Here is a 12470-nt window from a genome sequence, read left to right as displayed (position 1 = left end):
CGGGCGGCGCTCAAGTCGAACGGGACTCGTCGCCACCATCCCGGGTTCCCACGCGGACGTGCGATGAGAACCTGCCCACCAACGGCCACGTCGCCACGTCCTGGTACCGGGCCGGGCCGTCGCCGATGACGCTCCGCACCAGGTGCAGCCGGGCCGCGGTCCATTCCACCCCGTCGAATCCGGCGAGATCGGCCGCCGGGGCGGCGAGCACACCACCCCGAGGCCGCCGCCCGCCCGCCCCGCGTGGTTGGGTGACGCGGGCCAGAGTCACGTGACCGTGCCACGGCCGGTCCTCGATCGGGATATGGCATTTGTCGGCCGCGCGCCGTACGCCCACGGCCAGGGCGGCCATCGCCCGCCGGTCGCCCCGAATCCCGATCCACAGGGTGCGATCGCCGAAACGGCCGCTGCCGGTGAGCGCGAGATTTTGCGGCGGATGGCGTGCGGCGACGCGGGCGAGCCGGGTCTCCAACCCGATCCGGGTCTTCGGCTCCACGGTGCCGAGAAAGGCGAGAGTGAGGTGCCAACCTCGGGGCCCGGTCCAGCGCAGCCCCTCGTACCGGGAGCGGATCGGATCGATGGCACGACGCAATTCCGCCACCGCTTCTGGGGGCGGCACAAGCGCCACGAACAAGCGCATGGAGCCGTCTTCGCTCACCCATCCATCAGAACACGGCTGCGGCACGAGTGCGAAGAACCCCACCTGGCCCGGTACACCTGTTGTCCTTGTCGGTCAGTGGCGGAGCGCACGACCGTGCGGCCGATGAGGGCTTCGGTGTCGTCGGGGCCGTTCGTGATTCCGGTCGGGGCGGGGCTGTCGGCGCTGGTGACGTCCGGGATCTCGGCGAGGGCGCGCCAGGCCTGTCGCCCTTGTCGACGCGCACGGCCCAGCAGGGCGCTCGGAGGCGTAAAGGCGTGGAGGCGCAGAGGCGCGGACCACGCAGAGCGGCCGGGCGAACGGCTCAGGCCGCCCGTTCCAACCAACGCTTCCAAGACCGGCCGGCGCACCGCCGACCTCGAATCCCGGATCGCGGGCACCCGACAACCCTCAGGACGGCTCAGTCCGGTCCGGTGACGTCCCGTCCGATGACCAGGGAAAGCCGTGGTCACGGGAATCGGAATCGCACGCCGTCATACAGGCGCACTCTCCTGGACGGTCGGCATGCGGCTCGCCGAGGACGCCGGGCCGCGCGAGTCGGGAGCGGCCGGGAAAAGCCGGTGACCGGCATGTCGGCCGCTCGATAACCTGACGCTCCGTCGGCGATCCGCCGACGTGCCGACCCGACGCTTCGTCGGCAGGCGCCCATGATCCGCCCGCGAAGGGAGCAAACCGATGGGAGCCGCCAGTGCACCCGGTTGACGCCCGATTCGCGGATCCCGCGGAGCCATAGGGCCGGCCGCCGGATCCGCCGCACGTCCCTCGGGGGAACCCCATGAACGACCCGGACACACGCCCCGGCACACCATCCCTCGAGGACTGCCTCGCCGTACTCGGCGCGCTGTCCGACCTGGCGCCGGAGGCACCCGAGCGGCGGCGGATCGAGCAGGTGCTCGCCTCCTTCATCCGTTCCGGACGCCATCGCCGCCGGGCCGAGCAGCGAGCGCTGCGCACTCGAGAGCGCACCGCGGTGACCGAGCGGACCGCGCTGGGCGCCGCCGACCGGATCGAGGATCTCCCGCTGGACGACACCGGGTTGCCCTCGTGTGTCGGCGTGGTCGAGGCAGGGCTGCGCTGCTACGTCTGCAAGCAGCCCTACCGGCGAGTCGACGGCTTCTACCACCGGCTCTGCCCCTCGTGCGCGGTGGAGAACCGACAACGACGCCACGCGCGCACCGACCTGACCGGGCGGCGGGCGCTGGTCACCGGCGGTCGGGTCAAGATCGGCCACGAACTGGTACTCAAGCTCCTGCGCGACGGCGCGGAGGTGATCGTGACGTCGCGCTTCCCGCACGACACGCACGAGCGGTTCGCCGCCGCGCCGGACCACGCCGCGTGGGCGCACCGGCTGCACGTGCACGCGATCGACCTGCGCGACCTCGGCGGCCTGGTGGCGTGGTGCGATCGACTTGTGGCCGAGGGCCGGCCGCTGGACATTCTGGTCAACAACGCGGCGCAGACGATCCGGCGCCCGGCGGCGGCGTACGGGCCGCTGCTGGCGGCCGAGCGGGCCGCGCTGGGGGCCGGCGCGTTCGAGTTCGCGCCCGGGGTCGGTGCGTTCGCGCTGGACCGGTTGCCCGCCGACGAGTGGGGCCCGGCCGCGCCGCTCGGTGCGCAGCCCGTCCGGGTCGAGCCGGACGCGGCGGGGCTGATCCCGGACCGGGGTTCGGCCAACTCGTGGTCCAAGCGGGTGGACGAGGTGGATCCGGTGGAGTTGCTCGAAGTGCAACTCGTCAATGTCACGGCGCCGTTCGTGCTGGTGAGCCGGTTGCTGCCGCTGCTGCGCGCAGCCGGGCGCGAGCGGCGCTACATCGTCAACGTGTCGGCGGTGGAGGGCCAGTTCGGGCGCGCGTACAAGTCGCCCGGGCATCCACACACCAACATGGCCAAGGCCGCGCTCAACATGCTGACCCGAACCAGCGCCGAGGAACTGGCCACCCGTGGTGTGTACATGACCAGCGTGGACACGGGCTGGATCACCGATGAGAAGCCACTCCCGGCCAAGGCGCGGGTCGCGGCGGCCGGGTTCCGCACACCGTTGGACGTCGTCGACGGTGCGGCCCGGGTGTACGACCCCATCGTGCGTGGGGAGCGGGGCGAGCCGGTGTTCGGGTGTTTCCTCAAGGACTATCGGGTCGCGCCCTGGTGATCGAGGGGCATCCCGACGGTCGGCTTCGGCCGGCCGGAGGGTGCCCCGGCAGGTGGAACCCAGGGACAACAGCGCGGCGTGGAAGGCGGTCGAGGACCTCGCTGATGTAGTCGAGGTGGGTGGGGTCCTCGAGCCGGACGATGCCGGTTTCGTGGGCGATCCGGTCCGGCCCGATCAGCGCGCTCACGGGGTCTCCTCGGAATCGTCGAGCAGGCCGATGCGCGGGTGGTACTTGCGTTGGTTGGACGTGGTCATCCGGCGAGGCGAGGTCGGGCCGACCGTCTCCCGGATCCTTGCCGCGAACGCGCGGTGCGGAAACCGGGGAGGCGCGTGCGAAACCTGAGAGGGTCCTCGAAGCCGAACCGGGTGCGGTAGGCGGCGTACAGGCCGGTCGTAAGGGGATGCCGGAGGCAAGTGGGACTTTGGTGCAGTCCTCTTTCGGTTGCCGGGGCCGGCGGGCTCGGGCCAGTCGACACAGGGTGCTCCGAAATCGAAACTCCGTGGGGCGGCTGTGCGGCTACCCTGCGGGAATGCCGTACGAGCTCAACGCCGTCATTGGATTTTTCGACCTGCTCAGGAGCCGGACTGCCGGGAGTCGGGCAGCGGCTGTCGCCCCGCTCCGACAGCGCATGGGGCTGGTGCCTGTCACCAAACAGCTCCTCGAGGAGTTGGCCGGTGGGCCCACCGGTCAGGATGGCGTCGGGCCCGGTCAACCATTCAAGGCAATGCCCCCAGCTTTCGAGCAGACCTTGAGCGACTGGTCCCGGGGCGGGCCGATCGCCTACGTGGAGGCCGACTTCCACGGAGGAGACGGATACCAGACCGCTGCCGTGTGGCGAACCGGCGTGAAGGCGTGGGGCCCGGCCCATACCCGGGTCTTCACCGGTCCGCGGGAAGACTGGCCGATCAATGCCGCGCTCGCCCTACTCGATGTCGTTTCGAGCGGTTCCGAAGAAGCAAGCCACCACGACCTGTTCCTGGAGGCGGGGCTTGGTTGGGAACAGGACATGGACGGCTGGCAGTCGGCCGGCCGGGCTGCTCGATGGGCGGCAACCTACGACGAGTGGCATGCGGAGCACGAGAGAACAGCGCGTGCTACTGCGGAGTTCGAGAAATCCAGGAGGCTCCCGAACGTTCCGGTGGCTCTGGACGGTAAGGCGATCATGGAGCTGCTCGGCCTACCTCCGGGCCCACTGATCGGTGCGGCCACTCGCCATCTGCAAGATCTGCATCGCGAACGCGGCCCGCTGTCACGGGAAGAGGCCATAACCCGGCTGCGGACCTGGGCCGTGGAGCAGGACACAAGTCGCCGAGGCCGGTGATCGGTCAAGTAATCGGACTCCGGTGCCGGCAGGTCCCCGAACGCCGGCCCAGCCACCACCGATCCTCGAGGTCCCGTATGAGGCAAAGGCTCGGTAGTGCACTTGTTCCGACCCCGAATAGCGCTTTTATGTGGAATCCGATTGGTCAAGGTCATTGGCAGTGCCGACGACCGCCGACCCGCACTCGCGGTCATGAGTCGACCTCATGCGCCCCATGAGCTGACAGCGCGCACCGACCCACGAACGCGCAACGGCGACCGGACCGGGCCGTCGGCAGGGGGATGTCGAGGTCGCGTGCGCGGGCGACGGCTTCGAGGACGACCGGGGAGACACCGGCGAGGTTGCCGCGCTCCAGTTTGGCGTAGTACTCGACGCTCACATCGGCCAGGGCCGCGAAACCTCGCTGCGGCGCAGGCCGGGGACGCGCCGCCGGGGGCCGGCGGGCAGCCCGGCCCGCTCGGGGGTGATCTTCGCGCGCCGCGAGGTCAGGAACTCGCGGACCTCTTCACGGTTGTCCACCCCTCGACAGTATGCCGCCGGGACCGCCGGAAGGGTGTACTGCCGGTATGCCCTTCGCCGGTGACTCGCTGCGCGTGCGGACGGGGGGTTAGCTGGATGACGTGGCGCTCTCCGCCGCGGCCGGCACGCCGGGCCGGGAGGAGGCGCCCGGCCCTGTACTCGGCGGCGGTGCCGGATTTCCGGTGCCGGACGCCTCGGCGACGTAAGGACCCCCCATGCGCGGAGCAGTGATCCACGCCCCCGGCGACGTCCGCTTCGAGACCCTGGACGACCCGAAGATCCTTCACCCGACCGACGCGGTCATCCGCATGGATGTGACCTGCGTGTGCGGCTCGGACCTGTGGCCGTACCGCGGCGCCGAGCCGGTCGACGAACCACACCCGATGGGCCACGAGTATGTCGGCTTCGTGGAGGAGGTCGGCAGCGAGGTCACCTCGGTCCGGCCCGGACAGTTCGTCGTCGGCTCCTTCGCCACCTCGGACAACACCTGCGTGAACTGCCGGAACGGCTTCCAGTCGAACTGCCTGCACCGCGAGTTCATGTCGACGTGCCAGGCGGAGTACGTGCGCATCCCGAACGCCCAGGGCACTCTGGTCGCCAGCGACGAGGTGCCGGACGCGGAGTTCCGGCCCGGTCTGCTGGCTGTCTCCGACGTCATGGGCACCGGTTGGTGGGCCGCGGACGCCGCCGAGGTGAGGCCCGGCTCCACCGTCGTGGTCGTCGGCGACGGCGCGGTCGGATTGTGCGGCGTGATCGCCGCGAAGGAGCTGGGCGCGGAGCGCATCATCGCCATGTCGCGGCACGAGCCCCGGCAGAAGCTGGCGCGTGAGTTCGGCGCCACCGACATCGTCACCGAACGCGGCGAGGAGGGCATCGCCCGTATCAAGGAGATGACGAACGGGATCGGCGCGGACTCCGTCCTGGAGTGCGTCGGCACCGCCGAGGCCATGCGGCAGGCCCTGCACACGGCCCGGCCCGGCGGGAACGTCGGCTTCGTCGGAGTCCCGCACGAGGTCGCGATCGACGGGCAGGAGCTGTTCTTCTCCCACGTCGGCCTGCGCGGCGGCCCCGCCCCCGTCCGCCGCTACCTGCCCGACCTGATCGACCGCGTCCTCACCCGCCGGATCGACCCGGGCAAGGTCTTCGACCTCACCCTCCCCCTCGCCCGGGTCGCGGAGGGCTACCAGGCCATGGACGAGCGCCGCGCCATCAAAACCCTCCTCACGCCCTGACCCCCTCCACCGAACCCCTCCCCCGGGCCCCTCGCCGGACCCCTCACCGGACAAGGAGCAACCGTGCAGATCACCCGCAGCTCGATCGACACCGCCATGGGGCCGACCGACCGGTTCACCGGCAACGTCTACATCGACGCCGTCGCCGCCGCGCCCGCCCCGTCCCGGGTCACCGCAAACCTGGTGCACTTCATGCCCGGCGCCCGCACCCACTGGCACCGCCATCCGCTGGGCCGGACCGTCTTCGTCACCGAAGGCGTCGGCCCGTGTCAGCGTCGAGGCGGACCGGTGGAGGTCATCCGGCCCGGTGACCGAGTCCTGTTCGAGGCCGAAGAGAAGCACTGGCACGGCGTCGCCCCGAACCGGCTGATGGTCCACCTGGCCATCAACGAGGGCGACGCCGACCACGACGTCGTGCACTGGCTGACGCCCGTCACCGATGCCGAGTACGCCGCTGCCCCGGCATCCGTCCGACCTCGCGCCCGGCCCCGCGTCCATACCTGCACGATGGCCCTGGAGGTCCTCTCCACGCACTCCACGAACCTTCGCGGTCCGGTCCGTATCGCTTCGGCAACCGCTCTGCTGCTCGCCCTGACCCCTTGCTCCAGCGACTCACAGGACGCCGCGCCGGCCGGCCGCGTCGCCAACCTCACGGGTGAGTTCGTCCGGGTCGAGTTCCTCGCAGTGTTCGGACGCGAGTAGTCCGTATGTGGTCACCGGTATGCCGGGCTCGGTTGGGCGGCGGTGTCGCCGCTCGGGGGGTCGGTGGCCCGCCGGTCGCAGGAGCGGTCGGTTCGGTCGGTGGTGCGGAAGCGGTCCCGGTAGTCGGAGGGTGGGACGCCCAGGTGTCGGTGGAAGGTGCGACGCAGCGTCTCGGCGCTGCCGAAGCCGCAGCGCCGGGCCACGGTGTCGATCGGCTCGTCGCTCTCGGCGAGGGCGCGGCGGGCGGCTTCGACGCGTACGCGTTCGACGTAGCCGGCGGGCGGGATGCCCAGGTCGGCGGTGAAGCGGCGTTGGAAGTGGCGCGGGCTGAGGCCGCAGCGGCGTGCCAGTTCGTCGATGGTGTGCCGGGCACCGGGATCGGCGTGCACCGCGTCGACCGCCGCGCGCAGCGGGCGCGAAGCGGGGCGGGCGCTCCACAGCGGCACGCTGAACTGGGACTGGCTTCCCGGACGACGCAGGAACAGGACCAGGTCGCGGGCCACGCGGTGCGCGATCTCGTGGCCGTGGTCGTGTTCGACCAGGGCGAGCGCGAGATCCATGCCGGCGGCGACTCCGGCGGAGGTCCACAGCCGGCCGTGTCGGACGAAGATGGGGTCGGCGTCGACGATCGCGTCGGGGTGGGCACGGGCGAGTTCCTCGGCCCGCCGCCAGTGGGTGGTGACCCGGTGGCCGTCGATGAGCCCGGCGGCGGCGAGCAGGAACACGCCCGTGCACACGGACGCGATCCGCGGAGCGTGTCGCGCGGTGTCGGCGATCCAGTCGACCAGGGTGGGGTCGGCGCACGCGTCGCGTACTCCGGGGCCGCCCACCACCATCAGGGTGTCGACGTCGTGCGGTTCGAGGTCGGCGAGCGAGGTGTCGGCGTGGACCGGAAGGCCGCCGGCGCCCCTGACCGGTCCGGCACGCAGGGCGACGATGCGGCTGGTGTAGTCCGGGACGTGGGAGAAGACACTGTGTGGGCCGACGAGGTCGAGAGGCTCGAAGTCGTCGAAGATCAGGAAGGCCACGCGGTGTCCGGTCATGGGTCCACCTTGGGTGCTCGATGCTCTGGCGTCCAGGTCACGTTCCCCACGAATCGTGCCATCGGCGGGACCGGCCGTCCGGCGTCATATCGGCGGGCCCCAGTACAGCAGCGCGATCACCGCGGGCGGCAACGAAGCGGTGTGCGCGGGGTCGGCGGAGCCGGCCTCGCGGCGGTGGCGTCGGCGGACGGCGAACCGGGCACGGGCGGTCGGGGGCGCTTCCGATTCGGGGGCCGGTTCGGAGCCGGGCGCGGGTGATGCGCGTGGTTCCGGCGCCGTGCGGGTTCGGGTGGGGAGAACGGTCTCGCCCGGCGAAGGCCGGTCCGGTTCGCTCGTCGCTTCGCGGGGGTCGCGGAGGTCGCGGGCCGCAGGGAACGTCGTGGGCTCGGATCGGCCCTGTCGAGTGGTCATGCCCCCAGCCTGGGGGCGCCTCGTTCATGGCGTCTACGACAGGCCCCCCACAGATCGCGCCACACGAGCCCCGGCCCCGGGCACGGCTCACGAGCCGGCTGCGCGGTCCGTGTCGCGTGGCGGCCGTACGCGCGCGTCGCACGCGCGCGTTCCGATGCGGCGCCGGGACGGCGCGTGTTCGTCGAGGTGTCTTCGGGTGCGGGGCGTCCGCCGGTCCGTCCTGCGCGAATCGAGTACCGGGACGAATGCCGGCCCCAATGCCGACATGCCCGGGCACGGCGACCGCGAACGGCCGCCGTGTCCGGGCTCGTCCCCCTCACCTCACGCGGTCGGGCACGTACCTCCCGGCAGCGTCAGCGCCACCCGCGCGTGCGACACCACGACGCTCACGCCGGACAACAGCGTGATCCGCAGTGCGTTGACCGTGATCCCCCGGCCGCCGGGGTCGACCACCTGCTCGTTCACGCGTACCGTCGCCACCAGCGGGATCGTGATGTCCACGTTGACGTTCGGGTTCACCACCGGCACCCCGGCCACCCGCAGGTTCGCCAAAGTGACCGAACCGCTCGGCGTCACCCCGCCGTTCGCGTCACCCTGCACCGTGGCGACCGCTTCCACGACATCTGCCGTGACCAGTCCGCCGAGCAGGTTCACCCCGGCCGTCTCGGCGCGCGCGTTCGCCCGCTGCAGGCCGTTCGCGTCGATCGTGCCCTCCGCGCGGGTGGTGAGCACGCCCGCGTTGCCGACGACGCCCAGCGACACCGTCGCGACGTTGTCGGTGTCGACCGCCGCGACGTTCGAGCAGGTCACGTCGGACGCGGCGATCGGGCCGATGTTCGCGAGCGGGGACTTCAGTGCGGCCCCGTACGCGTGCGCGTCGAAGCGCATCGTGTCGAACACGACGCTCGCGCACCCGGGCAGGCTCACCCCGACCACGTTCGTGAAACCGGCCGCGCAGTTCGTGTACGTCCCGCGCACCGCCGAGGTCACCTGGACCTGCGCCGTGCAGGATTCCTGACCCGCCGTCAGGTTGCCGGCTACGTCGACCGATCCCGCACCCGCCGGCGCGACGACCGAACCGCCATCGCAGGTCGTCGTGGTCGCCCCGGTCGCCTCGAGCCCGGCCGGCAGCGCGTCCGAGAACGACCAACCGGGCTTGGCACCCAGCTCGTTCGTGTTCGTGATCGTGAAGGTCAGGGTCGAGGTGCCACCGGTGAGCACCGGCGTCGGCGCGAAGCCGATGTCGACCTGCGGGCTCGCGTCGACGAGCTTGACGTTGTCGAAGGCCACGTCGTTGCCGGTGCCGCTCGGCTGCTCGTTCACCAGCCGGATGCCGGCCTGGCTGCCGGCGAACAGCACGGCGCCGTTGCTGGTGAAGGTGCCGACCTTGGCCCCGCCGATCGTCGTCGTGGCATCCACGCACGCCTCGATCGGGCGCGTGAACGCGGGCGTGGCCCGGTCGCCGTCGAGCAGGTGGAAGCTGAACTTGGAGTGGTTGGCGAAGCAGTTGACTTCGGCGATGTCGACCGAGAACGCGATGAAGCGCCGCCCCGCGGGCAACGGGATCGGGGCCGCCGTCTCCAACTGCACCTTTCCGGCGCCCGGGTTGCCCGCGGTGTACGCCGTCACGGCGTGGTTCGTGGTCGAGGAACCGCCCGACCACTGACCGAGTACGCCCGCGAGATGCTTGACCTGGGCCCAATCGCCCGGGACGCACCCGCTGCCGGCGGGCGGCGTGGTCGACGCGGCCGGCGACGTGACCCAGCCGTTGCACGCGGTCAACCAGGCCGGGTCGGCGGTGTACGTCTCCCCCACCGGCGGACCGCCGGTGTAGTTCGTGAGCAGGGTCGGCGTCGCCCCCTGGCCGTTCTCGAAACCCTCGGCGAAGATCGCCGTAGGCGCCTGCGGCACACCCGGTGTACCGGGCGCGGCCTGCGCGCTGCCGGCGGCGAACGGTGCGGTCAGACCCGCAACGACCACCGCGATCGATATACCGACGCTCCCGAAGCGTCCGGTGAGCCGTCTTCTCATCGTGGACATGACGAAACCCCCTACGTCGCAAGGTGTCCGACCCCACGACCCGCCCCGCGAGGCCGGCCGAGGACGGCGGGGCCGAACCGATCGCGGGCACCACGACCGGTCCGGCACATCGCCCCGAGCAGCACAGCACCCACGACGCCGAACGACCGCCTCCCGGCGGCCAAACCACCCCTACAGGTGACATCGTCGCGCGCCGGTGCACCCACCGAACCGCCGCGCACCACCCTGCCTGCGCGGCGCATTCGGCTACACCGCCCCCGCGACGCTGATCTGGCGGGACGCCGGGACCGCACGCGCGCACCTGTCCCGGCTGCCGGCTCCGCACGGTCGGCCGCACGATCTGTTCGCCGCGGCTCTCCGAGTCTTGGTCGAGGGCGGCGTGGACGTCACCCTGGCGTGACCCGCATCGGGCCGACGCATGGCGACAACGAGTCGATCGCGTCGGGAGCCACATCCGGCCCGACCGACGACAAAGCAGCGGGAACGAGTGCCGGCCACGCGTCACGCACCGACCGCGACGCTGCTCGTCGGGCGTGCCGGTGAACGCCCCCGGTAGGCCGCCGGCCCGGACGTCGGCCCGGACATCTGCCCGGCCGTCGGCCCTGCGCCCGCCACCCCATCACTCGTTCGGCGTTGGTGGCTTACAAGCCTCTGGACTACCGACTGTGATGCTTTAGGCAATATCTGTTGCTTTGCGAAGGAGTGTCGTGCTCAATCTCATGCGGGAGAACGCCGTGCTGGCGTTGTTCGCGTGCCTCGCGTTGGGCTATCTGGTCGGGAAATTACGCGTCGGGCCGATCACGCTGGGCGGCATCTGCGGCACGCTGATCGTGTCGATGCTGATCGGCGCGCAGCACGTGTCGGTCGGCGCCGACGTGAAGAACGTGGCGTTCGCGCTGTTCATCTTCTCCCTCGGATACATCGCCGGTCCCGGGTTCGTGGCCAACCTGAACGCCAAGGGACTGCGCTTCGGCGTGCTGTCCGTCATGGAAGCCGTCGTGGTCGTGATCATCGCCATCGTGATCACCAAGGCCGGCGGCCTGGACGTCGGCACCGGTGCGGGCATCCTGGCCGGCGCCGCCACCGAGTCCGCGGTCGTCGGCACCGCGCAGGAGGCGATCAGTAATCTGTCCGGCATCACCGCGGACCAGTCCAAGGAGATGCAGGCGCACGTCGCCACCGCGTATTCGGTGTGCTACCTGTTCGGTCTGATCACCATCGTGATGCTGACCAGCCAGCTCTTCCCGCGGCTGATGAAGATCGACCTGGCGGACGCCAGCCGCGAGTTGTGGCAGCGGATGCGCGGCGCGGACCCGACGCTGGAGGAGGGTCAGGAGGCGTCGATGCCGGCCCTGGTCGGCCGGACGTACCACGTGACCGACGGCAGCGGGGTCACGATCGCGGCGCTCGAGAAGGCGGTCGGGCTGCACGCCTCCGTCGAGGGCGTCAAACGCGGCACCAAGGTGCTGACCGTCGCCCCGGACCTGACGCTGTCCCGCGACGACCGGGTGCTGGTGGTCGGACAGCGCGAAGGCGTCATGGCGGCCGGCGAACGGCTCGGGCCGGAGACCGCAGGCGTCCCCGGCCTCGAAACCCCGCTGACGGTGCGGGAACTGGTACTCACCGAAAAGAAGTTGGCCGGCAAGACGGTCACCGAGCTCAACCGGGCGTACCCGGTCGAGACCGAGGGCGTGTACCTCACCGGCCTGCAGCGGGTCGGCCAGGACCTCCCCGCGACCGGGGAGACGGAGCTGCGCCACGGCGACACGATGACCATCGTCGGCAGCGGTTCCAAGGTCGACCGGTTCCAGCGGAAGTTCGGCGCGAAGGTTCGCACCGAGAGCGCCGACTGGGTCTACATCGGCTTGGGCATCTGCCTCGGGGTACTGCTCGGCCAGATCGTCGTGCACGCCGGCGGCGCGGACCTCACGCTGGGCACCGGCGGCGGCTGCCTGATCTCCGGACTGCTGTTCGGCTGGTTCCGCTCCACGCAGCCCACCTTCGGGGCGTACCCGCCCGTCGCCGCGCAGACCATGAAGGACCTCGGCCTGGCCATGTTCATCGCCGTCACCGGCCTGGCCGCCGGACCGGACGCCGGGCCGCTGCTGAAGCAGTACCCGCTGCTGCTGCCGCTGTCCGGCATCGCGATGGTGGTGATCCCGGCGTTCCTGGGACTGTGGATCGGCCGGAGGTTCCTGAAAATCGACAAACCCATCCTCGTCGGCGCCATTGCCGGACAGCAGTGTTCGACCCCGGCGATCACCGCGGTCACCAACACCGCGAACAGCTCCGTACCGATGCTCGGCTACACGATCACCTACACACTCTCCAACTTCCTGCTCCCGCTCACCGGGCCGATCTTCGTCGGCATCATCGGCCTGAGGACCTGATCCG

Annotated in this window: 9 protein-coding genes and 2 pseudogenes; 6 read left to right on the top strand and 5 right to left on the bottom strand. The window is 71.1% G+C overall.

What is annotated here, in order from left to right:
- Positions 1-10 precede the first annotated feature (10 nt).
- On the bottom strand, positions 11-658 hold the full coding sequence (thpR, locus tag ACFZBU_RS44895) for an RNA 2',3'-cyclic phosphodiesterase (RefSeq protein WP_391589598.1): 648 nt from the start codon (positions 656-658) through the stop codon (positions 11-13).
- 775 nt (positions 659-1433) lie between these two features.
- Here thpR and ACFZBU_RS44890 point away from each other — a divergent pair.
- The gene (locus ACFZBU_RS44890; RefSeq protein ID WP_391589597.1) at positions 1434-2807 is read left to right on the top strand and encodes an SDR family NAD(P)-dependent oxidoreductase; all 1374 of its coding nucleotides are present in this window, start codon (positions 1434-1436) and stop codon (positions 2805-2807) included.
- Here ACFZBU_RS44890 and ACFZBU_RS44885 read toward each other — a convergent pair.
- The gene (locus tag ACFZBU_RS44885) at positions 2779-2994 is read right to left on the bottom strand and encodes a DUF6009 family protein (protein WP_391589596.1); all 216 of its coding nucleotides are present in this window, start codon (positions 2992-2994) and stop codon (positions 2779-2781) included. The two genes, ACFZBU_RS44890 and ACFZBU_RS44885, sit on opposite strands and share 29 nt — an antisense overlap.
- Positions 2995-3337: 343 nt before the next feature.
- On the opposite strand from ACFZBU_RS44885, the gene ACFZBU_RS44880 reads away from it, so the two are divergent.
- Entirely contained in the window at positions 3338-4129 is a 792-nt protein-coding gene (locus ACFZBU_RS44880) for a hypothetical protein (RefSeq protein ID WP_391589595.1), read from the top strand.
- Between the two features lie 283 nt (positions 4130-4412).
- Here ACFZBU_RS44880 and ACFZBU_RS44875 read toward each other — a convergent pair.
- Positions 4413-4648: pseudogene (locus tag ACFZBU_RS44875) on the bottom strand (transcriptional regulator); the annotation flags it as partial.
- Between the two features lie 215 nt (positions 4649-4863).
- On the opposite strand from ACFZBU_RS44875, the gene ACFZBU_RS44870 reads away from it, so the two are divergent.
- Together ACFZBU_RS44870 and ACFZBU_RS44865 are read left to right on the top strand one after the other, a co-directional pair.
- Positions 4864-5880, top strand: coding sequence for a zinc-dependent alcohol dehydrogenase family protein (locus ACFZBU_RS44870; protein WP_391589594.1), 1017 nt, complete (start codon positions 4864-4866; stop codon positions 5878-5880).
- A gap of 63 nt (positions 5881-5943) precedes the next feature.
- Positions 5944-6348, top strand: a pseudogene (locus ACFZBU_RS44865) (cupin domain-containing protein); the annotation flags it as partial.
- Between the two features lie 245 nt (positions 6349-6593).
- Here ACFZBU_RS44865 and ACFZBU_RS44860 read toward each other — a convergent pair.
- Both ACFZBU_RS44860 and ACFZBU_RS44855 read right to left on the bottom strand, forming a co-directional pair.
- Positions 6594-7625, bottom strand: coding sequence for a GlxA family transcriptional regulator (locus tag ACFZBU_RS44860; RefSeq protein ID WP_391589593.1), 1032 nt, complete (start codon positions 7623-7625; stop codon positions 6594-6596).
- Between the two features lie 732 nt (positions 7626-8357).
- A complete protein-coding gene (locus ACFZBU_RS44855) occupies positions 8358-10076 on the bottom strand; it encodes a choice-of-anchor P family protein (protein ID WP_391589592.1) in 1719 nt (572 codons plus the stop codon).
- A 196-nt stretch (positions 10077-10272) separates the two neighbouring features.
- Between ACFZBU_RS44855 and ACFZBU_RS44850 the strand changes: the two genes are divergently transcribed.
- The gene (locus tag ACFZBU_RS44850; protein ID WP_391589591.1) at positions 10273-10476 is read left to right on the top strand and encodes a hypothetical protein; all 204 of its coding nucleotides are present in this window, start codon (positions 10273-10275) and stop codon (positions 10474-10476) included.
- Between the two features lie 307 nt (positions 10477-10783).
- A complete protein-coding gene (gene aspT, locus ACFZBU_RS44845; protein WP_391589590.1) occupies positions 10784-12466 on the top strand; it encodes an aspartate-alanine antiporter in 1683 nt (560 codons plus the stop codon).
- Positions 12467-12470: the final 4 nt, after the last annotated feature.

The organism is Embleya sp. NPDC008237 (genome assembly GCF_042956465.1).
GTDB lineage: Bacteria > Actinomycetota > Actinomycetes > Streptomycetales > Streptomycetaceae > Embleya.
This window is presented reverse-complemented; position numbering and strand designations above follow the sequence as displayed.